This window comes from Streptomyces sp. NPDC008137 (assembly GCF_042957035.1).
In the GTDB taxonomy this organism is placed as follows: Bacteria; Actinomycetota; Actinomycetes; order Streptomycetales; family Streptomycetaceae; genus Streptomyces.
On the sequence record NZ_JBIBHN010000030.1, the window covers coordinates 1 to 21,824 of the forward strand.

24 protein-coding genes are annotated in these 21,824 nt (G+C 71.0%); 12 read left to right on the forward strand and 12 right to left on the reverse strand.

Features of this window, described 5'->3' with window-relative positions; genetic code table 11:
• Nucleotides 1–107: 107 nt before the first annotated feature.
• Both ACFZBT_RS32970 and ACFZBT_RS32975 read right to left on the reverse strand, forming a co-directional pair.
• Nucleotides 108–842 carry a class I SAM-dependent methyltransferase gene (locus ACFZBT_RS32970; protein ID WP_391111473.1) on the reverse strand — a complete coding sequence of 245 codons (735 nt, stop codon included), beginning with the start codon at nucleotides 840–842 and terminating at the stop codon, nucleotides 108–110.
• A gap of 132 nt (nucleotides 843–974) precedes the next feature.
• Nucleotides 975–1,460 (reverse strand): deaminase, encoded by a 486-nt coding sequence (locus tag ACFZBT_RS32975; RefSeq protein ID WP_391111476.1) that lies wholly within the window; start codon nucleotides 1,458–1,460, stop codon nucleotides 975–977.
• A gap of 135 nt (nucleotides 1,461–1,595) precedes the next feature.
• On the opposite strand from ACFZBT_RS32975, the gene ACFZBT_RS32980 reads away from it, so the two are divergent.
• Nucleotides 1,596–2,528: an NAD-dependent epimerase/dehydratase family protein gene (locus ACFZBT_RS32980; protein ID WP_391111719.1), complete on the forward strand. Its 933-nt coding sequence runs from the start codon at nucleotides 1,596–1,598 to the stop codon at nucleotides 2,526–2,528.
• 136 nt (nucleotides 2,529–2,664) lie between these two features.
• Here ACFZBT_RS32980 and ACFZBT_RS32985 read toward each other — a convergent pair whose 3' ends face one another.
• Nucleotides 2,665–2,928 carry a GlsB/YeaQ/YmgE family stress response membrane protein gene (locus ACFZBT_RS32985; RefSeq protein ID WP_184595905.1) on the reverse strand — a complete coding sequence of 88 codons (264 nt, stop codon included), beginning with the start codon at nucleotides 2,926–2,928 and terminating at the stop codon, nucleotides 2,665–2,667.
• Between the two features lie 160 nt (nucleotides 2,929–3,088).
• Nucleotides 3,089–3,529 carry an SPW repeat protein gene (locus tag ACFZBT_RS32990; RefSeq protein WP_391111478.1) on the reverse strand — a complete coding sequence of 147 codons (441 nt, stop codon included), beginning with the start codon at nucleotides 3,527–3,529 and terminating at the stop codon, nucleotides 3,089–3,091.
• Nucleotides 3,530–3,757: 228 nt separating this feature from the next.
• On the opposite strand from ACFZBT_RS32990, the gene ACFZBT_RS32995 reads away from it, so the two are divergent.
• Both ACFZBT_RS32995 and ACFZBT_RS33000 read left to right on the forward strand, forming a co-directional pair.
• The gene (locus ACFZBT_RS32995; protein WP_391111481.1) at nucleotides 3,758–3,937 is read left to right on the forward strand and encodes a hypothetical protein; all 180 of its coding nucleotides are present in this window, start codon (nucleotides 3,758–3,760) and stop codon (nucleotides 3,935–3,937) included.
• A 134-nt stretch (nucleotides 3,938–4,071) separates the two neighbouring features.
• A complete protein-coding gene (locus ACFZBT_RS33000) occupies nucleotides 4,072–5,283 on the forward strand; it encodes a serine hydrolase (RefSeq protein ID WP_391111484.1) in 1,212 nt (403 codons plus the stop codon).
• A gap of 4 nt (nucleotides 5,284–5,287) precedes the next feature.
• On the opposite strand, the gene ACFZBT_RS33005 is transcribed toward ACFZBT_RS33000, so the two are convergent.
• Together ACFZBT_RS33005 and ACFZBT_RS33010 are read right to left on the reverse strand one after the other, a co-directional pair.
• Entirely contained in the window at nucleotides 5,288–6,337 is a 1,050-nt protein-coding gene (locus ACFZBT_RS33005; protein WP_391111487.1) for an acyl-CoA dehydrogenase family protein, read from the reverse strand.
• A gap of 157 nt (nucleotides 6,338–6,494) precedes the next feature.
• Nucleotides 6,495–7,598, reverse strand: coding sequence for an ABC transporter substrate-binding protein (locus ACFZBT_RS33010; protein ID WP_391111722.1), 1,104 nt, complete (start codon nucleotides 7,596–7,598; stop codon nucleotides 6,495–6,497).
• A gap of 78 nt (nucleotides 7,599–7,676) precedes the next feature.
• On the opposite strand from ACFZBT_RS33010, the gene ACFZBT_RS33015 reads away from it, so the two are divergent.
• From ACFZBT_RS33015 to ACFZBT_RS33030, 4 genes are all read left to right on the forward strand, one after another.
• On the forward strand, nucleotides 7,677–8,114 hold the full coding sequence (locus ACFZBT_RS33015) for a MarR family transcriptional regulator (protein WP_391111489.1): 438 nt from the start codon (nucleotides 7,677–7,679) through the stop codon (nucleotides 8,112–8,114).
• A 191-nt stretch (nucleotides 8,115–8,305) separates the two neighbouring features.
• Nucleotides 8,306–9,196 carry a glycoside hydrolase family 19 protein gene (locus ACFZBT_RS33020; protein WP_391111491.1) on the forward strand — a complete coding sequence of 297 codons (891 nt, stop codon included), beginning with the start codon at nucleotides 8,306–8,308 and terminating at the stop codon, nucleotides 9,194–9,196.
• A gap of 111 nt (nucleotides 9,197–9,307) precedes the next feature.
• The gene (locus tag ACFZBT_RS33025) at nucleotides 9,308–10,672 is read left to right on the forward strand and encodes a phospholipase (RefSeq protein WP_391111725.1); all 1,365 of its coding nucleotides are present in this window, start codon (nucleotides 9,308–9,310) and stop codon (nucleotides 10,670–10,672) included.
• 43 nt (nucleotides 10,673–10,715) lie between these two features.
• On the forward strand, nucleotides 10,716–11,633 hold the full coding sequence (locus tag ACFZBT_RS33030; protein WP_391111493.1) for an oxidoreductase: 918 nt from the start codon (nucleotides 10,716–10,718) through the stop codon (nucleotides 11,631–11,633).
• Here the strand turns inward: ACFZBT_RS33030 and ACFZBT_RS33035 are convergent.
• Nucleotides 11,630–12,088, reverse strand: coding sequence for a pyridoxamine 5'-phosphate oxidase family protein (locus ACFZBT_RS33035; RefSeq protein ID WP_391111496.1), 459 nt, complete (start codon nucleotides 12,086–12,088; stop codon nucleotides 11,630–11,632). The genes ACFZBT_RS33030 and ACFZBT_RS33035 overlap by 4 nt on opposite strands.
• Before the next feature lie 62 nt (nucleotides 12,089–12,150).
• Complete coding sequence (locus ACFZBT_RS33040; protein WP_391111499.1) at nucleotides 12,151–12,546, reverse strand: tautomerase family protein; 396 nt, start codon at nucleotides 12,544–12,546, stop codon at nucleotides 12,151–12,153.
• A 125-nt stretch (nucleotides 12,547–12,671) separates the two neighbouring features.
• Here ACFZBT_RS33040 and ACFZBT_RS33045 point away from each other — a divergent pair, with 125 nt between their 5' ends.
• Both ACFZBT_RS33045 and ACFZBT_RS33050 read left to right on the forward strand, forming a co-directional pair.
• The gene (locus ACFZBT_RS33045) at nucleotides 12,672–13,064 is read left to right on the forward strand and encodes a VOC family protein (RefSeq protein ID WP_391111502.1); all 393 of its coding nucleotides are present in this window, start codon (nucleotides 12,672–12,674) and stop codon (nucleotides 13,062–13,064) included.
• 45 nt (nucleotides 13,065–13,109) lie between these two features.
• Nucleotides 13,110–14,189, forward strand: a complete 1,080-nt coding sequence (locus ACFZBT_RS33050) for an adenosine deaminase (RefSeq protein ID WP_391111505.1) — start codon at nucleotides 13,110–13,112, stop codon at nucleotides 14,187–14,189.
• On the opposite strand, the gene ACFZBT_RS33055 is transcribed toward ACFZBT_RS33050, so the two are convergent.
• From ACFZBT_RS33055 to ACFZBT_RS33065, 3 genes are all read right to left on the reverse strand, one after another.
• Entirely contained in the window at nucleotides 14,171–14,686 is a 516-nt protein-coding gene (locus ACFZBT_RS33055; RefSeq protein ID WP_391111508.1) for a DUF664 domain-containing protein, read from the reverse strand. The genes ACFZBT_RS33050 and ACFZBT_RS33055 overlap by 19 nt on opposite strands.
• Before the next feature lie 68 nt (nucleotides 14,687–14,754).
• The gene (locus tag ACFZBT_RS33060; RefSeq protein ID WP_391111511.1) at nucleotides 14,755–16,251 is read right to left on the reverse strand and encodes a carotenoid oxygenase family protein; all 1,497 of its coding nucleotides are present in this window, start codon (nucleotides 16,249–16,251) and stop codon (nucleotides 14,755–14,757) included.
• Nucleotides 16,252–16,318: 67 nt separating this feature from the next.
• Nucleotides 16,319–17,236, reverse strand: a complete 918-nt coding sequence (locus ACFZBT_RS33065) for a LysR substrate-binding domain-containing protein (protein WP_391111514.1) — start codon at nucleotides 17,234–17,236, stop codon at nucleotides 16,319–16,321.
• A 120-nt stretch (nucleotides 17,237–17,356) separates the two neighbouring features.
• Here ACFZBT_RS33065 and mgrA point away from each other — a divergent pair, with 120 nt between their 5' ends.
• Nucleotides 17,357–18,349, forward strand: coding sequence for an L-glyceraldehyde 3-phosphate reductase (mgrA, locus tag ACFZBT_RS33070; RefSeq protein ID WP_391111517.1), 993 nt, complete (start codon nucleotides 17,357–17,359; stop codon nucleotides 18,347–18,349).
• Nucleotides 18,350–18,398: 49 nt separating this feature from the next.
• On the opposite strand, the gene ACFZBT_RS33075 is transcribed toward mgrA, so the two are convergent.
• Nucleotides 18,399–18,686, reverse strand: coding sequence for a DUF1905 domain-containing protein (locus ACFZBT_RS33075; RefSeq protein ID WP_391111519.1), 288 nt, complete (start codon nucleotides 18,684–18,686; stop codon nucleotides 18,399–18,401).
• A gap of 345 nt (nucleotides 18,687–19,031) precedes the next feature.
• On the opposite strand from ACFZBT_RS33075, the gene ACFZBT_RS33080 reads away from it, so the two are divergent.
• Both ACFZBT_RS33080 and ACFZBT_RS33085 read left to right on the forward strand, forming a co-directional pair.
• Complete coding sequence (locus ACFZBT_RS33080; protein WP_382488502.1) at nucleotides 19,032–19,442, forward strand: hypothetical protein; 411 nt, start codon at nucleotides 19,032–19,034, stop codon at nucleotides 19,440–19,442.
• A gap of 47 nt (nucleotides 19,443–19,489) precedes the next feature.
• Nucleotides 19,490–21,820: an FHA domain-containing protein gene (locus tag ACFZBT_RS33085; protein WP_391111522.1), complete on the forward strand. Its 2,331-nt coding sequence runs from the start codon at nucleotides 19,490–19,492 to the stop codon at nucleotides 21,818–21,820.
• Nucleotides 21,821–21,824 lie beyond the last annotated feature (4 nt).

The window sequence follows — 21,824 nt, forward strand, 5'->3', positions numbered from 1 at the left end:
CCACCATGCACAACCTCGCCCTAGCCGGGTGAAACAGCACGTCAGGCGTTGCTCAGCCATGCCCGCCACCAAGCCTTCTGCAACACCCTTTAGGCGACCGGTGGTCGTCAGACCGGCTCCGCCACCCCCGTGAGCAGCACCATCCCGGAGTCGCCGTGGTCCGGCAGGGCGCGGTCGGTGTCGATGTGGGTGACGTCCAGATCGCGGGTCAGAGGGGCGAAGACCTCGGTGACCGTCGTCGGGTTCACCGGGCAGCCCGGCCAGCGGGACGCCGGGCCGATGCGGTAGGTCGGCAGGTTCTCCATGAAGGCGGCGACCAGGTGACCGCCAGGCGTGACCGTGCGGACGAAGGTGCGGCAGAAGCCGGCGAACTCGGCGAAGTCCTCCGTGGCGACCTCGGCGACGAAGTGCATGGAGGCGAGTTCGTAGAAGCCCGGTGGCAGGGTCCGGACGTCGGCGTGGACGACGTTCACCGGAGCCAGTGCCCCGGCCAGGGTCGCCGGCACGTCCGGGTTGAGCTCCCGGCACAGTGTGTGGAAGGGGAGCCAGCTCGCGTCGAGGCGGTGACAGATCTGCTCCTGTAGGTAGGCGACGCTGCTCGCCCCCGCCTCCACGGCGTCGATCCTGCGGCAGGCGGCGGACGCGAGGATCAGCGGATAGAGATTGGGGCCCGCCCCGAACTCCACCGAGCGGTCGATGCCGCCGGGCGGGAAACGCCGGAAGAAGGCGCTGTGGTGCGCGATGATCGCCGCGTCCGAGGGACGTACCTCGCGGTAGTTCTCCGCGAGGTAGTCCGCGACCGGCCAGTGATCCCAGTCCACGTCGTCATTGTGCGTCGTCATGGCCGTTCAGCCCTTCAGCCGCAGCGGGAAACGCTCGGACAGCCGGGCGTGACGCATCGTCCAGTTGAATTCGATCGTAGATTCGCCCATGCGGCCCTGCATCTCGGGCGGGAAGGGCGGTCCAGGGGCGGATCAGCCGCGCCCGCGATGGAACCGCACGTACAAATCCCGGATCCGTTCCGTCAGTTCGGGCACCGGACCGTCCACGGTCACACCGGGTGCGACCTCGCGTACGGGGAGTGGCCGCACCGGTGGTAGGGGGACCCCCAATTCGCTCAGCCAGGACACGAGTTGCTCGGACGAGGCGACGTAGGCGATCCGTCCCAGACCGACCCAGGCGTGCGCCGCCGCGCACATCGGGCAGTGCTCGCCGGAGGTGTAGACCGTGGCCGCCGCGCGCTCCTCGGGCGTGAGACGGGCGGCCGACCAGCGGGCCAGCTCGAACTCGGGATGCCGGGTGCGGTCGCCCGAGGCCACGCGGTTGCGGTCCTCGGCGAGGACCGTGCCGTCCCTCCCCACCAGAACCGAACCGAACGGTTCGTCCCCCGCGTCCAGCGCCTCGGCCGCGAGCTCCACGCATCGGCGCAGGTGAGGCAGTTCCGTGTCCTTCACGACCATGGTGCCGGGCCCTTCCTCGGGACGAAGCGATCAACAGGACTGTACGGCGGCCGGGGCGTACGGCCCCACCGGACAGCGCGCCGCCAGGCCGCCGTCGGATGTCACATCCACGCCCGTCCGATCCGTCGCATGGTCATGACGACGAACCAGAAGGACCAGAAGAACCAGAACGTCCTCCTCGCCGGCGCGAGCGGTGTGCTCGGCCGGCACATCACCCACGCGCTCACCGAGGCGGGTCACAAGGTCACCGGACTGGGCCGCAGCCGGGACAACGGTGTCCGCGCCGACCTCATGGACCGGGACGCGCTGCTGCGCGCCGTCGACGGACACCACTTCGACACCGTGATCCACGCCGCGACCGCCCTGCACAAGCCCCCCATGCGCGACCGCGACATGGACGCCACCGACGCGCTGCGCACCCAGGGCACGGCACACCTCGTCGAGGCCGCCCGGGCCACCGGAGCCCGCCGCTTCGTCGCCGAGTCGATGGTCTTCGGCTACGGCTACGGGGACCACGGCGACCGCCCGCTCACCGAGGACGACCCCTTCGGCCCGCTCGGCCGGACGCCGCAGCTGGAGCGGCACATCGCCGCCATGCGGACCAAGGAGCGGCTCACCTTCGAGTCGGAGGCACTGGAGGGCGTCGCGCTCCGCTTCGGCCTGTTCTACGGCCCCGGCGGCACCGACACCCTGCTGCCGCTGCTGCGCAGACGGCAGCTGCCGATGCCCGGTGACCGCGGCCGGGTGCTGCCCTGGGTGGAGCTCACCGATGCCGCCCGCGCGGTGGCCGCCGCCGTGGAGCGCGGCCGGCCGGGGCAGGCGTACAACATCGCGGACCGGACGCCGCTCGGCTTCCGTGCCCACGTAGAGAGCGTGGCCGAAGCGTTCGGAATGCCGAAGCCGGTCACCGTGCCGCTGTGGCTGATGAGGCCCATGTCGTACGCGCACACCGTGATGGCGTCGCGGCTGCGGGTGTCCTGCGCCAAGGCGGAACGTGAACTGGGCTGGTCTCCGCGCTACGCGTCCAGCGGCGAGGGGCTCGCCGCCATGCGGTCGGCCGGCCGTTGACGCCGGGGGAGTACCGGCCGGGTCCGGCTCCGGTGCGCCGGGCCGCCGGGCCGCGGCACACCGGGTGCCGGGTGACTCCTGGTGTGACTCCTGGTGTCGCGCACGTACTGTCGATACGCCTTCGCTCGCTACTCCGTCAGCGGCCTGCCTTCGAACGGTCCAGCGCGGCGACGCCGAGCGCGGCGAGGCCGATCTGGATGAGCCATTCGACCCAGTCGACACCCTTGGTGTCGGCCACGCCGAACGCGCCGGCGAGTGCGGAGCCGATCAGCGCGGCGATGATGCCTACGACGATCGTCCACAGAATTCCGATGCGCTGACGGCCCGGGACCACGAGCCGGCCCAGGACGCCGATGACGATGCCGATCACGATGGCACTGATGATGCCGTCGACTTCCATCTCCGCCCCTTCTCCTCAGGACCCCCGATGCAGTGCGTCTGCCCCCTGGCGGCCGGGACACTCCGGGTCCCGTGCCGCGTGGTCGTTCGTGTCGCGGGTGCGGACGCGAAAGGGCCGGTCCGGGAGCGCGGACCGGCCTTCGTTTCCCTTCCGGCGGGGACTACGGCCTGGGGGAGGCCTTCGCCGCCGTGCCGGCGCACACCAGGCCCAGGAGCACGGCCAGTGCACCGATGATGATGTTGTTCCACACGACCCCGGCGTCCGGGCTCTCGCCGACGATCCACGGCGAGATGATCATCCACACCCCGAGGGCGCACATGGCCCAGCTCAGCCCGTACATACGCTCCGGAGCACGAGTGAACCCGAGCGCCAGCAGACCGATCGCGATCCCCATGATCAGGTTGTGCGTCACGAGCGGCGGCTGGCTGGTCGTGTAGTGGACTATCCATGGGGAGGCCGCGCAGTACAGACCCAGCAGGAACACCGGTCCGTCCACGAGCGCCACATCGCGTCCACCGAGCATGCGGGCGTACCGATCCCGCATCTCGGAGGCATCAGGGTGGCTGGTGATGTCACCTCTGGTGGGCGAGACGTTGGCCATGACTCGTCTCCTTCGTCTTACAGGGCGACCGCGTCTGGTGGGGTATGCGGTAAGCGCCGCGTAAGCACATTCTGCTCTTATTTTTCCTTTATGTGTAGGGGTTGTGCGGGGGTGTGGACTCCTGTCGGGCGGTACATGTCCGATCGGATCGCGGGCAACCGGAGGGATACGGCAGTGATCGGTCGACGCCGCCCGACGGGCGGCGCGGGACAGCGGAGGGCAGCGGACATGGCTACGGCGATCAGCGCGAAGGTGTTGGAGCGGTTCCCGGCGGGAGCCCCGCGCGGATCGTGGCCGGCGGAGGAGTACGCGGCACGCCGCCGCGCCGAGGGCGAGCCCGCCACCGTCGTGATGGATCTGGAGTCGGACGCCTTCCTCGTGGTGGTTCCGTCGGACGGCGACGCCTGATCCAGCGCTCTGTCGCGCACCAGCCTGAGCCACGCCCTTCGAACTACTCCAAAGATCAACCCTGGAGCCCGACTTCGGCGTCATCCGCACCGAGGGGCAGGCCTTGCCCCTCGGTGACGAGGAGGCACAGACGCATGAAGCAGCGGGCCGCAAGCACCGTCTCATTATCTCTGGCCGTGGCGTTGTCCGCCGGAACGGCGGCCATCGCCCCGTCCGCACACGCCGCACGGTCCGAGCACGGCCACGAGGTGACCCGGACCGCACTGCGGAATCTGGTCGACAAAGGCGGACTCCCCGGCGTGGCGGCCGAGGTCCGTGACGGCAAGAAGACCTGGTGGGCCGCCTCCGGTCACTCGGACACCGGCACCGGCCGCGAGCGTTCGCCCGCCGACCACTTCCGCGGCGCCAGCATCACCAAGACGTTCGTCGCGACCGTCCTGCTCCAACTGGAGGCCGAAGGAAGACTGAGCCTGGACGACTCCGTCGAATCGTGGCTGCCCGGCCTGGTGCGGGGCAACGGCTACGACGGCGACGAGATCACCCTGCGCCGGCTCCTCAACCACACCAGCGGCATCGCCAACTACACCGACGACCCCGCGTTCCTCCACGACGCCGCCGGCCCCGGCTTCCCGGAGCACCGGTACGACACCCACACGCCCGAGGAACTCGTGGCGATCGCGCTGAAGTACCCGCCACTGCCCGACCCGGAGGCGGCGCCGGTGTACTCCAACACCAACTTCGTCATCGCCGGGATGGTCATCGAGAAGGCGACGGGCCGCTCGTACGCGCAGGAGGTCACCCGTCGCGTCATCCGGCCGCTGAAGCTGCGCGGGACGTCCTTCCCCGGGACCTCGCCGAAGATGCCGAACCCGCACCCCGTCGGCTACTCCCGGCTCCACGAGGAAGCCCCGGACGCCGAGATCCATGACGCAACCGAACAGAACATGACCTGGCTGGGCGCGGCCGGCGACGTCATCTCCACGAGCGGCGACCTCAACCGCTTCCAACGAGCCCTGATCAAGGGCAAGTTGCTGCCACCCGCCCAGATGAAGGAAATGCTCGACGAGGTCCCGTCGGGGGACGGGCTCGGGTTCGGGCTCGGGGTCGAGTTCGCGGAGCTGTCCTGCGGTGTGAAGGTGGTGGGCAAGACAGGCCGCACCAACGGCTCCCTGTCCGCGATGGTGGGCACACAGGACGGCCGGCACCAGATGACGTTCAACATCAACGGTGACTGGCTCCCGGACGGATCGCTCTACGTCGATGTGATCGAAGCGGAGTTCTGTGGCAAGGCCCCGTCCCCGACCGGGAGTCCGACCGACAAACCGCTCCTGCCTCAGCTCGGCTAGGGCCCTAGCCGGACGCCAGCGACCCGAGGTGCCTCCGGCGTGCCTCGGCCGTCTGGCCCTGCACCAGCAGGAACATTCCCTCGCGGGCCAGCCGCTGCGCCCGGCTGTCCAGGGCCATGGACCGGCCGCCCCCGGCCACGACCGCCGCGGTCGTGGCCGCGCGCATGAGGTCGTACGCGCGTGTCTTCACGGCCAGGCGTTCCGCGAGGCACTCGTGGGGGACCGGGTGGTCGGCCAGTGTGTAGGCCTCCCTCCGGACCTCGTCGATCCGGGCCCGCAGCGAGCGGGCCGTCTCCTGGCCGTCCGGAGCGTCCGCCACCAGGTCCAGCGCCGCGTCCGCCACCCCGAAGACGGCCGGACTGGCGTTGGCGGCCCTCGGCAGATCGACCAGGGCGAACTCCCGCTGCGGCACGCGCAGCACGACGGCCTCGTCCGGCACCCACAGGCCGTCCAGCTCCAGAGAGACCGTACGGGCGGCGGTGAGGGCCGCGAGCCGCATCGGTGCCGAGGGAGACAGCCCCGGCTGCTCGCGGGCCTCGGCGAGTACGAACACCACCTCGGCCGCATCCGTCACACCGGCCAGCAGCATCACGTCGTTCAGACCCCAGCCGGTGAACCAGGGCACCGTTCCCTCGAACCGCCAGCCGTCCCGCTCGGGCACCGCCCGCACGGGGACGCGGGGAAAGGCACGGACATGGGCGAACGCGATACCGGCCATCACCTCGCCGGTCGCCAGCGGGCGCAGGAACTTCTCACGGACGGGCGAGTCGTACGTCGCGATCAGCTTCACCGGAGTGTGGTGCTGTGTCTGCACGAACCATGTGGAGCAGCACGCCCCGGCCAGGATCTCCGCGGTCTCCCGCGCCACGCCGACGGGCGCGTCCGCCCCGCCGTACGCCTCCGGCGCGCCCACCCCGAGCAGCCCCGACCGCTTCACGGCGGTGATGTGGCTCTCCGGCACACCCTCCTGGTCGACCCGCTCGGCATGCGGGACGAGGAGATCGTGCGCCAGTCGCTGTGCGCGGGTGACGAGGGGATGGGGTGTGGTGGTCATGGAAGAAATTCTCCCGGTCGCGTGGCGCGGGCTGTCGATCCGGGGGTGTGTCGTTCGTGTAGGAGGTGCAAGGACACCCCGACACCCGCACACCCGGACGCCCGACCCTCCCGCCGCAGAGAGGCGCTCGTGGGGCGGCGCCAGGCGGGCAGCCCCTTCAGGGACGGACATCCAGCTCCGTGAGCACGTCGAAGTCGAGCCCGTCGGCACGGGCCAGGTAGATGCGCTGGCGCACATGACTGTCCCGAAGGTGCAGCAGCCCGCGCGGGCCCTCGTACGACACCGTGCCCGCCGCCGCGCCGATCGCCGACACGTCCAGCGACCGGGCTCTTCTCAGCAGCGCGGCCAGCAACAGCACACCCTCGTAACAGGACTCGCCGAGGCTGCCGAGGGCGGGTGCCTCGACGCCGTAGCGGGCGGCGTACCGTCCGTGGAAGTCGAGGGTGTCCCCGTTGGCCAGCGAGGCGAAGAAGCCGGCCGTGCTGTAGAGGTCCTCGGTGGCCGCCGGGCCGCTCGCCATCAGCATGTTCTCGTCCATCAGGGTACTCAGCCGCGGGCAGCGGGCGGGCAGTCCGTACGCCGCGAACGCCCGGTTGAAGCGCACCGCGTCGCTGCCGACGAGCAGCATCAGCACCCCGTCGGCGTCCGCGCGCTCGACGCTGCGCAGCACCGGCCCGAAGTCGTCGGTGCCGAGCGGGAGGTAGGCCTCACCGGCGACACACCCGCCGGACGCGCGGGCGTACACTCGGGCCGCCCGTGCCGTACGTCGCGGCCACACGTAGTCGTTCCCGACGACGAACCACCGCCGTACCCCGCGCTCACGCGCCAGCAGGTCCATGGCGGGCCGCAGTTGATCGTGCGGGGTCTCGCTCGTCAGGAACACGCCCGCGGTGTCCTCCCCGCCCTCGTACAGCGCCGTGTACACATAGGGGACGCGGTGCGCGATCCTCGGCGCCAGGGCCTGGCGCACCGAGGAGATGTGCCACCCCGTGACGCCCTGCACGACACCCAGGTCGACCAGCGCCTCCACCTGGGCGGCGACCTCGTGCGGCGGGCCCGAGCCGTCGACCGGCACCAGCCGCAGCTGCCTGCCGAGCACGCCGCCGTCCCGGTTGACCTCCTCCGCGGCCAGCCGCGCGCACAGCTCGCACGTCGGCCCGAAGATCCCGGCCGGCCCGCGCAGGGGGAACACGAGGGCCACGCCGAGCACGGAGTCGTCGGCCGTGAACCACTCGGGTGCGGGGAGGTCGTGCCGGAACATGGCGTCATGATCCTGGCTCCACCGTACGAACTCCAGTGCGTCTCTTACCATGGACGCACCTCTGAGCTAGGGAGCGGCATGGCCACCCCACCCCCGCGTCGGTCCGACGACCTCGTGCAACTGCTGACGCGGGCCGAGCGGCTCGCGGCGCGGCGGCTGCAGGCCGTTCTGGAGGAGGAGGGCTGTTCGCTCGACGCGTGGCGGGTACTGGCCCTTCTGTCCGAAGGCGAGGGGCACCACATGACGGCGATCGCGGAGGCCGCCTTCCTGCCGCCTCCGACGCTGACCAAGCTGGTCGACCAGCTCGTCGACCAGAACCTGCTGCACCGCCGGGTCGACCCGTTCGACCGCCGCCGCATCCTCGCCCACCTCACCCCGCGCGGCCGGGAGTACTGGCAGCGCGTCGACCGAGCGGTCCGCGCCGCCCGGCCCACGCTCGGCGACGGCGACGACGAACTGTTGCGGTCCCTGCTGGGCCGACTCGCGGCGACGCTGGGCGAGTCGGCCCACGTGTGAGCCCCCGACACCTCTGACGCGGATGACTGGTCTACACCCTTGACTGGTACAGACCAACGCGGTTGAGTGTGCCTCCACAACCCCCCACCACGGCCGCCCCACGCCGTGACCGGCCCGGCCGGCGCGTGCGCCAAGGCCTGCTTCGCCCTGCCTTGCCGGGTGCGGCCGTGCTCCGCGAAGGAGTTGATCCCATGTCGAGACGCCGCGTCGCCGCCGTCCTGGCCACCCTCGCCCTCGCCGGCACCGCGCCCGTCGTTCTGCCCGCCTCCAGCGCCGCCGCGGCGGCCTGCTCCAGCTATCCGAGCTGGGTGGCGGGAAAGTCGTACAACGCCGGAGACATCGTCCGCTACACCGACGGCAAGGCCTACCGCGCCGAGCACGCCAACCCGGGCTACGACCCGGTCATCAGCACCTGGTACTGGGAGCCGTACGCCTGCGACAGCGGGCCGGGCACGCCCGACGCGCGCTTCGTCGTCACCGAGTCGCAGTTCAACCAGATGTTCCCGAACCGGAATTCCTTCTACACCTACAGCGGGCTCACCGCGGCCCTGAGCGCCTACCCCGGCTTCGCCAACACCGGAAGCGACACGGTGAAGAAGCAGGAGGCCGCCGCCTTCCTCGCCAACGTCAGCCATGAGACCGGCGGCCTGGTGCACGTGGTGGAGCAGAACCAGGCCAACTACCCGCATTACTGCGACTGGAGCCGCCCCTACGGCTGTCCGGCCGGCCAGGCCGCCTACTACGGGCGCGGCCCGATCCAGCTGAGCTGGAACTTCAACTACAAGGCCGCGGGCGACGCGCTCGGCATCGACCTGCTCAACAACCCCTGGCTGGTGCAGAACGACTCGGCCGTCGCCTGGAAGACGGCCCTGTGGTACTGGAACACCCAGACCGGTCCGGGCACCATGACCCCGCACAACGCCATGGTGAACGGCGCCGGCTTCGGCCAGACCATCCGCAGCATCAACGGCTCGCTGGAGTGCGACGGCAAGAACCCGGCGCAGGTGCAGAGCCGCGTCAACAACTACCAGCGGTTCACGCAGATCCTGGGGACGTCACCCGGTGGCAACCTCTACTGCTGACGCCGGACCCCAGGGCGTGGTGTCATACGGGATGTCATGAACCTGATCAGCCTTCATCTGATCAGTCTCGATCGGTCCTGATCAGTCCGACGAAGGGCATCCCTCATGCGTCTGCGCACCCCCCACGCCCTGCTCGCCACGACCGCCGCGCTGGCCGCCGCGGTCGTGGCCCCGCCGCCCGCCGCTGCCGCAGCGGTTCCGCCCTCGGGCACGTACTACGTCCAGAGCGCCACGACCGGGCTCAACGCGGCCGACAGCGGTGGAGCGGTCGAGCAGCACAGACCCCGCGGCAACGAGGACCGCCAGCAGTGGCGGCTGAAGCCGAACGGGTCGACCCACCTCCTGGAGAACACCGACACGCCCGGCAACTGCCTCGGCCGCAACGGCGACCAGGCCGCCACCGTCGCCTGTACGAGCGCCGACGCCGCCTGGGAGATCGCCCCGGCCGGCGCCGACCGCTACACCCTCAAGGCCCCGGGCACCGCACGCCATCTCACGGTGGCCCCCAAGCCGTCGGGCGCCACCTACCCCGCCCGGCTCGCCGTCGGCGGAGCGGGCGACCTGGCCGCCTGGTACCTCACCCCCGTCGACCCCGCGACCGGCCCGATGCCGCCGCAGGATCAACGCACCCTGGACCAGGTCACGTTCCTCACCTCGCACAACGCCTACGCCAACGGTGTCGACGGCGGTTTCGCGCCGCCCTTCATCAACCTCGTGCCCAATCAGACCCGCGGCATCGAGCGGCAACTCGCCGACGGGGTACGTGGGTTCATGCTCGACATCCACCAGACCCCGGACGGCGCGATCCTCTGCCACAACAGCTGCACCCTGGTCAGCAGGCCGGTCGCCCTCTGGGTCGACCTCCAGCGCATGGTGGACTTCCTCAAGGCCCACCCCGACCAGTTCGTCACCGTCTTCCTGGAGGACTACGTCGACCCGGGCGTTCTGCGCGCCGAACTCGCCCGCGTCAACGGCCTGTCGGACGTGCTGTACCGGCCCGACCGCACCGGCGTACGGCAGAACGGCTGGCCGACGATGGCGGACCTGGCCGCCGCCGGCGACCGGCTGCTGATCTTCACCGACCACAGCCGCTCCGCCGACCAGGCAGCGGGCCTGACCCGGGACAGCTTCGGCGTCATGTACCAGCGCGAATGGACCGTCGAGAACTACTGGTCCATGGGTTCCGGCATCGGCTCCTCCGACTGGTCCTGCTACAGCCGCTGGTACGACGCCGGCACCAACATCCCGCTGACCCGCACCGAACCCGGCTTCCGCCCGCTGTTCGTCATGAACCACTTCCGCGACGCCGGCATCACCTCCACGGCCACGACCGACAACGGCAAACTCGCCGACCGCGCCCGGCGGTTCTGCCAGCCGGCCGCCCGCAAGAAGCCCAACTTCCTCGCCGTGGACCACTACGACCGCGGCAACCCGGCCTCCGCCGTCACCACGCTCAACTCGTACACGTATCCGTAAAAACGGCCGCACCCGTCCGGGCGACGTGTGTGAGACTCCGCCGATGAGTTCACAGACGATCACCGCGGACGCCGCGGGCACCTGGAAACTCGGCGACCTGCCCGTCCACCGCCTCGGCTTCGGCGCGATGCGGCTGACGGGCAGCGCCGCCTTCCACCACGGCACACCGAGCGACCGCGGCCGGTCGATCGCCGTCCTGCGCAAGGCGATCGACCTCGGCGTGAACCACATCGACACGGCCGCCTTCTACTTCTCGTCGCTGCGCTCCGCCAACGAAATGATCAACAGCGCGCTGGCGCCGTACCCCGACGACTTGGTCATCGTCACCAAGGTGGGCCCGCATCGGACCTTCGACGGGGAGTGGGGCACCTCGGCCCGCCCCGAGGATCTGCGCGGCCATGTCGAGGAGAATCTGCGCCAGCTCGGCCGCGACCACCTGGACGTCGTCAACCTGCGCCGGATGCCGAGGTGCGACTCGATCGCCGAGCACTTCGGGGTCCTCGCGGAGCTCCGGCAAGCGGGCCTGATCCGGCACCTGGGGGTCTCCAGTATTGAGCCCCGTCATCTCGCCGAGGCGCGGGCCATCGCGCCGGTGGTCTGCGTGCAGAACCGGTACGCCCTCGACCGTCCCGACCCGGCGGCCGACGAACTGCTGCGGAGCTGCGGCGAAGAGGGCATCGCCTTCGTGCCGTTCTACGCCGTCGCCGGCGAGAGCGGGGAACACGGTGCCACCACCGCCCACGACGAAGAGGTGCGAGCCGTGGCCCGCGCCCGCGGTGCGAGCCCCGCGCAGATCCGCCTCGCCTGGACGCTGCACCGGGGCCCCCACATCCTCGCCATTCCCGGCACCGGCGACCCCGGCCACCTCGCGGAGAACGTGGCGGCGGGTGCGATCCGGCTCACCGCCGAGGAACTGGACCGGCTCGGCGCGCCGCGGCGAAGGGCCGGCGCAACCGGCTAGACCGCCCAGACCCCGTCCCGCATGAGGTGCCTGCGGGGCAACTCGTGCGCCTCGCACCACACCTGCACCGCACGCGGCCGCACCCGGAAGAACGCGTACGACGCGTGGCCCTCGCGCGGATCCCAGCCGGTCTTCGCACGGAACGCCTCGGCCGCGGCGGACGGTACCTCGACGGACGTGAAGGTCTCCACGTCGCCGTCGAGGAGCACGACGTCGCGGGTGTCCCCGAACGCCAGCCGGGCCCGACGGCCGTCCCGCAGGTTGCGGCCGGTGGGGTTGGCCAGCCGGGTGCACAGCCACACGGCCTCCTCGTGCCACACGAACCACAGCGGTACCAGACACGGCACTCCTTCGGTGTCGGCCGTGGCGACCCAGATGTCGATTTCCCGCTCCAGCCGGGCCAGCAGGTCCGTCTTGCGCCGCGCGGGGGTGCGAGGTGGCTCGGTGATCTTCATGGACGGGACGCTAGCGGGCGGGCCAGGGGTCCCGCCTCGGGCTGCGGGCGTAGGCCTAAGGCCTAGGCCTTCGCGGAATCGAGGTACTGAGCCAGCCCCTCGCCCAGCGACCAGTCGGCCGACGCGTTCTCGGTCAGGACCACGAAGACGTTCCTCGGCTCGGTGCCCGCGTACGCCTGGGCGAGCTCGGCGATTCTCCGGTACAGCGCCTTCTTCCGCTCGGGCGTGCGACCGGAGCGGAGTGTGATCGCGACGTAGACGATGTCCTCGTCGCGGTGCACGCCGAGGTAGTCGTCGTACTGGAGAGTCCCGCTCGTGCCGTCGTGGTCCCTCAGGATCTGGAACCGGTCGTCGGGCGGAATGCCGATCGTCTCCCTCAGGGCGTCGTGGACGGCACGGCCGAGAGCGGCGAGGCGCTCGGGCCCGGCGCGGAGCGTGTCGATGCGGACCAAGGGCATGGGGCCTCCGGGGTGATGTCGATCGTGAGTGTACATACTAGTAGTTACACGCGCCCCGCATGACTGGCGTCCTGTGAGTTTTACGTATAACCTCTCCCGTCAACCGCACGCACCGAGAGGCCCCGATGAGACGCATCGCCCTGGTCACCCTCGTCGTCGACGACTACGACGAGGCGATCCGCTTCTACACCGAGGCCCTCGGATTCCGGCTCGTCGAGGACGCGCCCCGGCCCGACGGATCCCGCTGGGTCGTCGTCGAACCCGGTGCGCCGGGAGCCGGTGGCGGTCTGCTGCTCGCCCGCGCCAAGGGGGAGGCCCAGGCCGCCCGGGTCGGGGACCAGGCCGGAGGGCGGGTCGGGTTCTTCCTGCACACCGACGACTTCGCCCGCGACCACGCCCGGATGGCCGCCGCGGGCGTCACCTTCCTGGAGGAACCGCGGCGCGAGCCCTACGGCGTCGTCGCCGTCTTCCAGGACCTGTACGGCAACCGCTGGGACCTGCTCCAGCCCGCCGGCTGATCCCTCCCCATCACTTCGAACGACCCGCCCGAGGAAAGACCCGCCATGACTGCTACGCGCGTAGACGCCGACCTGATCCGCCGCCTCCCCAAGGCCGTGCTGCACGACCACCTCGACGGCGGCCTGCGCCCCGCCACCGTCGTGGAGCTCGCGGACGCGGTCGGTCACACCCTGCCCACCACCGACCCTGACGAGCTCGCCGCCTGGTACTACGAGGCCGCCAACTCCGGTGACCTGGTGCGCTACATAGCCACCTTCGAGCACACCCTCGCCGTGATGCAGACCCGCGAGGGCCTGCTGCGCACGGCCGAGGAGTACGTGCTCGACCTGGCCGCCGACGGTGTCGTGTACGGCGAGGTGCGCTACGCCCCCGAGCTGAACACCAATGGCGAGCTGACCATGGCCGAGGTCGTGGAGACGGTCCAGGAGGGCCTCGCGGCGGGCATGGCGAAGGCCGCTGCCGCGGGCACGCCCGTGCGGGTCGGCACCCTGCTGTGCGGGATGCGGATGTTCGACCGGGTGCGCGAGGCGGCCGACCTGGCCGTGGCGTTCCGCGACGCCGGTGTCGTCGGCTTCGACATCGCCGGCGCCGAGGACGGCTTCCCGCCCGCCGACCACCTCGCGGCCTTCGAGCACCTGCGCCGCGAGAACGTGCCCTTCACCATCCACGCCGGAGAGGCGCACGGCCTGCCCAGCATCCACCAGGCGCTCCAGGTGTGCGGCGCCCAGCGCATCGGGCACGGCGTGCGCATCACCGACGACATCCCGGACCTCGCGGCGGGCAAGCTCGGCCGGCTCGCCGGCTGGGTGCGCGACCGGCGCATCGCCCTGGAGATGTGCCCGACCTCCAACCTCCAGACCGGCGCCGCGACCTCCATCGCCGACCACCCGATCACCGCGCTGAAGGACCTCGGCTTCCGCGTCACCCTCAACACCGACAACCGGCTGGTGTCGGGCACGACGATGACCCGCGAGATGTCCCTGCTGGTCGAGCAGGCGGGCTGGACCGTCGAGGACCTGCGCACCGTCACCGTCAACGCCCTGAAGAGCGCGTTCATCCCGTTCGACGAGCGCAACGCACTCATCCGTGACGTGGTGCTGCCCGGTTACGCCGCCGCGCTCTGAAGCAGCCCCCGCAGGTAGGCGGCCTGTCCGACGTGCTGGAGATCGTCGGACAGGACGCTGACCAGCCGGACGCCCAGGGTGACCGGCGGGTCCCAGCGCTCGTCGACGACCCGCTCCAGGTCCTTGGCGGTCAGGCCCCGCAGGGCGTCCAGGCTCTGCTCGTGCACCGCGTCGTAGTAGCCGGTCAGCAGCTCGCCCGAGTCGACCCGGACCCTGGCGACCTTGGCGGGGCTGTGGCCGTAGCCCGTGTCGCGGCGCGGCAGGTCGAGACCGAAGCGCTTCTCCCAGTCCTGGGACAGCCACACCTGTTCCAGGCCGAAGGCGTCTGCCATGTGGTCGTCCTGGACGCGGGTGAGGTGCCAGACCAGCCAGGCGATCGAGTTGGTGTCGGGGGAGGGGCGGGCGCTCAGCTCGTCGGGCCCCAGACCCTCCACGGTGGCGTGGACTTCTTCGCGGATGCGGCTGAAGCCGTCGATGAGGATGTCCTTCGCATGCATGGGTCCACCATCGCGCATCGCCGGGGATCACGCGCCGGGGAGCGCGCCCGTCATCACGCGCAGGGCGATCACGCGTCGGGAACCCAGCTCCCGTGGAAGCCCAGCGGCACCCGGCCCGGAAGGTGGATCCGGGCCACCGGCTCCCCGGTGAAGTCCTGGGCCGCGAGAATCACCAGGTCCGACGCCCCGCGGTCGGGATTGTGCGCATACGCGATCGCGTACCCGTCGTCCTCCGCCGCGCGGCCGTCGCACGGGTCGGACGGCACGAACACGGCCTCGCTCGCCGCCGCGCCTGCGGGCAGCCGGTGCACCTGCGAGGTCCCGCGCAGCAGGTCGTGCTTGATGAGCGCGTTGGCGAAGGCCCCATCAGGTGGCGTCCCGTCGACCGCCTGGTAGGCGAGCGACATCTCCGCGGCCGCGGCCGAGTAGCCGTACCGGTGCCTGCGGGACACCAGCGCCTCGTTGACCCGCGGGAACTCCTGGGGGCGGTCGTCGAGGGTCCTGGTCCGCACCCGTCCGTGCCGCAGGTCGATCGTCCAGCGGTCTAGCCGGGGCGTGCCCGTCGTGTGGGGGCCGCCCGAGCCGTTGCCGGCGACGAGGAACGGCGCGTCGAAGTTCGTCATGTCGACGACGATGTGCGGCCCCTCCTCGTAGGCGTTGAGCGTGTGCGAGTAGTAGACCGGGTCGACCTCGAACCAGCGGACCGCGCCGCCCGTGCGGGGCAGAACACCGACCCGCGCCGGGTGCCGGTCGTTCCAGACGTACGGCACGAGGTCGCCGCGCTCGGCGCCCGCCGGGTCGAAGGTGACCGGCATGTCGAGGATCACCACGTGGTTCTCGGTGAGCGCGAAGTCGTGGATCATCGGCGCGTCCGCCACCGGGATCCTCGTGCTCCGCACCACCTTGCCCGCCGGGCCGACGACCAGGTGCCGGACGTGGTCCCAGGCCGGGTAGTAGGCGATCGCGTGCAGCTCGTCGGCGTGGACGTCGAACTTGGTGTGCGCGGTGAGCGGACCCCGGAGCGTGCCCCGGAAGTCGTAGGTGCCGACGGTGTTCAGCTCGTCGTCGAGTTCGTACGGCAGCGGGCCGCTCTCCTGGAGGGCCAGAATCCGCCCCCGGTGGGGGATCACATGGGTGTTGCACGGGAAGTCGTCCGGCGGCACGGGACCCGGGTACGGCTCGCCGAGCTTCTGCGCCACCTGCGAGGAGCGCACCCAGCGGTTGCGGTACCACTCGGCCCTGCCCTCGCGCAGCCGCACGCCGTGCACCATGCCGTCGCCGAGCATCCAGTGGTGGGCGCGGGGGTCCTCCAGCCCCAGGACGTTGGGGCCGTTGCGCAGGTAGCGGCCGTTCAGCTCACGCGGAATGCGGCCGGTGACCGGCAGGTCGAAGGCCGTCAGCTCCTCGGTGACCGGCTCGAACGCGCCCTCCAGGAAGGGAAAGCGGCGCGGTGCGGTGGGCGCCGCCAGGGCCGGAGCGGCCGCGGCGCCGGTGCCGGCGAGCGCGCCGGCCGCCGTGACCGCGGCCGCGCCGCGCAGCACGCTCCGCCGTGTGGGATCCGTCATCTGCCCTACTCCTGACCGTCGTTGCCTCCGGGTACGGTCACGAGTCTGGTGCGCGCGGCGGATCGGGTCAGGAGGGGTGGACACCCTCCTGGGGTGGTGCCAGACCCCCTGTTTCCAACAGGCCCATCAGCGCCCGGGCCGCCGGACTGGTCGCCTGCTCGGGCGGCAGCAGCGCCACCGTCTCGTACACGGCGTCCGCGGCCCCCTTCACCGGCAGGGCGGTCAGCGAGGCGCGCTTGTGCCGGAAGTGCCGCGGCACGACGGCGATGCCGAGATCCTCGTCCACGAGGTCGAGGAGGCTGTGCACGTCGTTGACCTCCAAGGCGACGCTCCGGCGGACGCCCGCCGCCGCGAACGCCGCGTCGGTGGTGCGCCGCGGCCCCCAGTCCGGATGGAAGTCGACGAAGACCTCACCGCCCAGATCCTCCGGCGTCACCGCGCCCCCGGCCGCCGCCAGCCGGTGACTCGGATGGCACAGCACGGTCATCGGCTCACTCGTCAGAGGCACCGCCCGCAGCTGGTCGGTGTCCTCCTGAGCGGTGCGCACGGCGAACGCCAGATCCAGGCGCCCCGCCGCGACCTCCTCCGCCAGGGCCCCCGAGCCCGCCTGCCGCAGACAGATCTCCACGTCCGGGTGGCTGCGCCGGAACGCCGCGAGCAGCCCCGCCACGTGCACCCCGGCGATGCACTGCTCGGACCCGAGTGCGAGCATCCCCCGCAGCACACCCTGTACCGCGGCCACCGCCTCGTGGGCCGAGCGGACCTGCGCCAGGATCCGCTCCGCCTCACCCAGCAGTGCCCGCCCGGCCGGGGTCAGCGTCACCCGGCGGGTCGTCCGCACGAACAGCGGTGTCTGCAGCTCCCGCTCCAGCGCCCGGATCGAGGCCGACAGGCCCGACTGGGAGACCAGGAGGCGTTCCGCCGCCCGGGTGAAGTGCTGGTCCTCGGCGACCGCGACGAAGTGCTGCAAGTGGCGCAGTTCCATGACTGAGAAGCGTAACCGCTGAATTCCATCGGATTCTTCTGTTGGACGCATGGGAGCAGGTCACGCCAGAGTGGACACCGGTTTCATCCGACCGTCCCGGCCAACCCCTCTGGAGTCGCGTTGTACACCGCACACCCCGACCGCTACGCGGACATGCCCTACCGGCGCACCGGACGCAGCGGTCTGAAGCTCCCGGCGCTCTCCCTCGGTCTGTGGCACAACTTCGGCCCGGACCGGTCCGTCGAGACCCAGCGCGCCATCCTGCGCCGCGCCTTCGACCTCGGCGTCACCCACTTCGACCTCGCCAACAACTACGGCCCGCCGCCCGGCTCCGCCGAGTCCGCGCTGGGCGGGTTCCTGAAGTCGGACTTCGCGGCGTACCGCGACGAGCTGGTCATCTCCACCAAGGCCGGCTACCTGATGTGGCCCGGCCCGTACGGCGAGTGGGGCTCGCGGAAGTACGTGCTGTCCTCGCTGGACCAGAGCCTTACGCGGATGGGCCTGGACTACGTCGACATCTTCTACTCGCACCGCCCCGACCCGGACACTCCGCTGGAGGAGACGATGGGCGCCCTGCACTCCGCGGTGCAGCAGGGCAAGGCGCTGTACGTCGGTGTCTCCAACTACTCCGCGGAGCAGACCCGCGAGGCCGCCCGCATCCTGGGCGAGCTGGGCACCCCGCTCCTCATCCACCAGCCGCGCTACTCGATGCTGGACCGCCGCCCCGAGGACCAGGGCCTGCTGGACGCCCTCGACGAGCTCCAGGTCGGCTCCATCGTGTTCTCCCCGCTGGAGCAGGGCATGCTCTCCGCCCGCTACCTGGACGGCATCCCGGAGGGCTCCCGGGCGGCGAGCGACAGCCCGTTCCTGAACTCCGACGCGCTCACCGAGGACCTGGTGGGACGGCTGCGCGACCTGAACGACATCGCCAAGTCGCGCGGCCAGACCCTGGCCCAGCTGGCGCTGGCCTGGGTGCTGCGCGGCGGCCGGGTCACCTCCGCGCTGGTCGGCGCGAGCAGCGCACAGCAGATCGAGGACAGCGTCGGCGCCGTCCGCAACCTGGACTTCGACGCGGACGAGCTGGCCCGGATCGACGCGATCGTCAAGCAGTAGAGGTTCTCGGCCGGAGGCGGGTGACCGCCTCCGGCCGAGCGGACACGGCCTAAGAGCTGATCCGCTCCTCCAGGCGCACGGTCACGGTGTCACCCTCCTCCTTGCCGATGGCCTTGCGGATGTCGGCCTTCACGGGCAGTTTGTGCGTGCCGTCGCCCAGCGCCATGAACGAGCTGCGGAACGGGTGCCCGTCGATCGTCCCGCGGACCTTGACCAGCCCACGGGTGCCGAAGAACTCGACGGACCGGGGCCAGACCAGATAGGTCCAGCCGCCCTCGGCGGGGCTCGTGTGCAGGACCGCGGTGAACTCCGCGTCCAGCTCTGTGGTCGTGGCCATGACGTCCTCCGGTGCTCGGCTGCCTCTCAAGCATCAGACCGCCGGACAACGGAGAACTCATCGCCCCCGCACGTCCCGGCCGGCATCCGGTAGGTCGGGCCCGCTGGTCAGGGCCCGGATCACCGCTCGTGGCGAACCCGGCACCGGCCACTCTGCCGGGTTTCGGCCAACTCGAGCTGTGAATATGCCAGGAGAGTGGCCGGAAAGTCGTGGTGACAGTGATTCAGCAGTGAACATACTGACCTGCGAGAGCGCTTTCACATCCAGCGACGGTGTCCTCACGCACAGCACGCGAGCCGCGGTGGAGTGAGTCCGGCGGGCGGGCAGGGCAACGGGGGAGGTCACGTGCACGACGAGTTCCTGTGTCACGTCACTGCGTACGGGGTCTGCGACGGCCGCCGCATCGGAGTACCCCTGGGGACCTATCGGGCGCCCACCCTCGCCCTCGCTCTGTGGTGGCTGCGCGACCGCGCCTCCTGGATCGCCCAGCGCCTCGATCCCCAGCCCGACGCCGAGCACTTACCGCCGGGCGCGCTCGTGCCGGTCGCCGACACCGTGCCCGACGTGCCCACGCAGCTGCGCGCCTGGTGTGCCGACCCCGGCTACCAGGAGCGGGTCGCCGAGGAGTTGGCGGCCGGACGGCTGGTGCGCATCGCCACCAGCGACGACACGACCGAATACGAACTGCTCGCCGAGTCCGTGGACGCCCTCCGGATGCAGCGGACGGCCCCTGGCCTGGGCATTCCGGTGGCCTGACGCCGTCCGCAGAGGCGTAAAGCAGGCAAATCGGTAGAATCTTGGTCATGGCGCAGTCTTCGGTAGCACCAGAACTCGTGCTGGAGACCGAGACGGACTCCACCGTGATGATTCCGGGTCGCGACTACCACGTAGGGCGCGACCCGTTGAGCGACATCGTGATCGACGACGACCGGGTCTCCTGGCACCATGCCGTGCTGCGGCCCACCGACGGCCACTGGACCATCGAGGACGAGAACAGCACCAACGGCACCTATGCCGAGGGCCGCCGCATCCACGAGTGGGACGTCGGACCCGGCACCGTCATCCGCTTCGGCAACCCGGCCGACGGACCCCGTGTGGTCCTGCTGGGCCGCCCCGCACCGGCCCCGGAACGCCCCTCCGCCGTCTCCATGCCCGCGGCGACCGGCACCTACCGGCAGCCCACCACCGTGCGGCCGCTGCCCGCCCGCACCGTCCGCATCGGCCGCGCCACCGACAACGACCTGGTCATCGACGACCTGGTGGTCTCCCGTCGGCACGCCGAACTGCGCGCCCTGCCCGACGGCACCTACGAGATCACCGACCTGGGCAGCCACAACGGCACCTACCTCAACGGCAGCCCCGTCACCAGCGCCCCCGTCGGCCAGGGCGACATCGTCGGCATCGGCCACTCGGTGTTCTGCCTCGTCGGCGACGAACTCCAGGAGTACGTCGACACCGGCGAGATCTCCCTCGACGTACAGGACCTCGCCGTCACCGTCGACCGCGGCCGCAAGACGCTGCTCGACCACGTGTCGTTCCCGGTGGGGGAGAAGTGCCTGCTCGCCGTCGTCGGCCCGAGCGGCGCCGGAAAGTCCACACTCCTCAACGCCCTCACCGGCCAGCGGCCCGCCGACCACGGCACCGTCCTCTACGACGGCCGTGACCTCTACCGCGACTACGCCGAGCTGCGGCAGCGCATCGGCCTCGTCCCGCAGGACGACATCCTGCACGCCCAGCTGACCGTCCGCAAAGCCCTCTCCTACGCCGCCGAGCTGCGCTTCCCGCAGGACACCGCCAAGGCCGAACGACGCGCCCGGGTCGACGAGGTGATCCGCGAACTGGGCCTGGAACAACGCGTCGACCAGCCTGTGCACAGCCTGTCGGGCGGCCAGCGCAAGCGCGTCAGCGTGGCCCTGGAGCTGCTGACCAAGCCGTCGCTGCTGTTCCTCGACGAGCCGACCTCCGGCCTCGACCCCGGCATGGACCGCTCGGTGATGCACATGCTGCGCGGCCTCGCCGACGACGGCCGGACCGTCATCGTCGTCACCCACAGCGTGCTCAGCCTGGACGTGTGCGACCGGCTCCTCGTGCTCGCGCCCGGCGGGAAGACCGCTTACTACGGGCCGCCCGAGGATGCCCTGGCGTACTTCGGCTTCGAGCAGTGGCCCGAGGCCTTCGAGGCCTTCGAGCGGGACAAGGACCGGGACTGGGCGGGGGCCTACCGCGCCTCGCCCTTCCAGGGCCGCTACATCGCCGACGCCACCGCCCAGCCCCGGCAGCCCCGGTCCGAGCCCGTCGTCATCGCCGCGCCGCCCCGGCCGCGCAGCCGGGCCGCCCAGCTCAACACGCTGGTCCGCCGCTACGCCTCCGCGCTCAGCGCCGACCGCACGTTCCTGATCATCATGATCGCCCTGCCGTTCGTGATGGGCGTGATGGCGCGGGCCCTGTCGGGTGGCAAGCTGACCCTCGACACGGCGATGAACACCCTGCTCATCCTCTGCGTCGGCGCGGTGCTCACCGGCGCCGCCAACGCCGTGCGCGAGCTCGTCAAGGAACGCGTGATCTACCAGCGGGAACGGGCGGTGGGCCTGTCCAGATCGGCGTACCTGATGTCCAAGGTCGTCGTCCTGGGTGCCATCACCGTGCTGCAGGCGGTGGTGCTGACACTCGTCGCCCTGCTCGGCGTGGACCTCGGCGCGCCCGGTGACGAAGGCGTGCTGATGCCGCCCCTGGTGGAGATCGCGGTGGCCGTCGCCCTGCTGGCGTTCACGGCGATGATGCTCGGCCTGCTCATCTCGGCGCTGGTGCGCAAGGAGGAGGTGACGATGCCGCTGCTGGTGCTAGTCGCCATCGTCCAGGTCGTCTTCTGCGGGGCCCTGCTGAAGCTGGACGGAGTGCCCGGGCTGGAGCAGCTCGGCTGGCTGGTGCCCGCGCGCTGGGCGCTGGCCGCGATGGCCGGCACCGTCGGGCTGGCCCGGATCGTGCCCGACGAGCTGACCGAGGATCCGCTCTTCGAGCACTCGGCGGGCATATGGCTGCTCGACGTCGGGATGCTCGTCGTGCTGTCGGCGCTCTTCGGCTTCCTCGTGTCCCGGCTGCTGCGCCGGCACGAACCGGCCGTGATGCGGAAGTAGGGAG

Coding starts and splice junctions, on each gene's coding strand:
- ACFZBT_RS33020 (WP_391111491.1), top strand. CDS start 8,306: ATGTCGAGACGCCGCGTCGCCGCCGTCCTGGCCACCCTCGCCCTCGCC.
- ACFZBT_RS33085 (WP_391111522.1), top strand. CDS start 19,490: ATGGCGCAGTCTTCGGTAGCACCAGAACTCGTGCTGGAGACCGAGACG.
- ACFZBT_RS32995 (WP_391111481.1), top strand. CDS start 3,758: ATGGCTACGGCGATCAGCGCGAAGGTGTTGGAGCGGTTCCCGGCGGGA.
- ACFZBT_RS33055 (WP_391111508.1), bottom strand. CDS start 14,686: ATGCATGCGAAGGACATCCTCATCGACGGCTTCAGCCGCATCCGCGAA.
- ACFZBT_RS32975 (WP_391111476.1), bottom strand. CDS start 1,460: ATGGTCGTGAAGGACACGGAACTGCCTCACCTGCGCCGATGCGTGGAG.
- ACFZBT_RS33015 (WP_391111489.1), top strand. CDS start 7,677: ATGGCCACCCCACCCCCGCGTCGGTCCGACGACCTCGTGCAACTGCTG.
- ACFZBT_RS33065 (WP_391111514.1), bottom strand. CDS start 17,236: ATGGAACTGCGCCACTTGCAGCACTTCGTCGCGGTCGCCGAGGACCAG.
- ACFZBT_RS33060 (WP_391111511.1), bottom strand. CDS start 16,251: ATGACGGATCCCACACGGCGGAGCGTGCTGCGCGGCGCGGCCGCGGTC.
- ACFZBT_RS33040 (WP_391111499.1), bottom strand. CDS start 12,546: ATGCCCTTGGTCCGCATCGACACGCTCCGCGCCGGGCCCGAGCGCCTC.
- ACFZBT_RS33010 (WP_391111722.1), bottom strand. CDS start 7,598: ATGTTCCGGCACGACCTCCCCGCACCCGAGTGGTTCACGGCCGACGAC.
- ACFZBT_RS33005 (WP_391111487.1), bottom strand. CDS start 6,337: ATGACCACCACACCCCATCCCCTCGTCACCCGCGCACAGCGACTGGCG.
- ACFZBT_RS33000 (WP_391111484.1), top strand. CDS start 4,072: ATGAAGCAGCGGGCCGCAAGCACCGTCTCATTATCTCTGGCCGTGGCG.
- ACFZBT_RS33035 (WP_391111496.1), bottom strand. CDS start 12,088: ATGAAGATCACCGAGCCACCTCGCACCCCCGCGCGGCGCAAGACGGAC.
- ACFZBT_RS32970 (WP_391111473.1), bottom strand. CDS start 842: ATGACGACGCACAATGACGACGTGGACTGGGATCACTGGCCGGTCGCG.
- ACFZBT_RS32985 (WP_184595905.1), bottom strand. CDS start 2,928: ATGGAAGTCGACGGCATCATCAGTGCCATCGTGATCGGCATCGTCATC.
- ACFZBT_RS33050 (WP_391111505.1), top strand. CDS start 13,110: ATGACTGCTACGCGCGTAGACGCCGACCTGATCCGCCGCCTCCCCAAG.
- ACFZBT_RS33075 (WP_391111519.1), bottom strand. CDS start 18,686: ATGGCCACGACCACAGAGCTGGACGCGGAGTTCACCGCGGTCCTGCAC.
- ACFZBT_RS32990 (WP_391111478.1), bottom strand. CDS start 3,529: ATGGCCAACGTCTCGCCCACCAGAGGTGACATCACCAGCCACCCTGAT.
- ACFZBT_RS33045 (WP_391111502.1), top strand. CDS start 12,672: ATGAGACGCATCGCCCTGGTCACCCTCGTCGTCGACGACTACGACGAG.
- ACFZBT_RS32980 (WP_391111719.1), top strand. CDS start 1,596: ATGACGACGAACCAGAAGGACCAGAAGAACCAGAACGTCCTCCTCGCC.
- ACFZBT_RS33030 (WP_391111493.1), top strand. CDS start 10,716: ATGAGTTCACAGACGATCACCGCGGACGCCGCGGGCACCTGGAAACTC.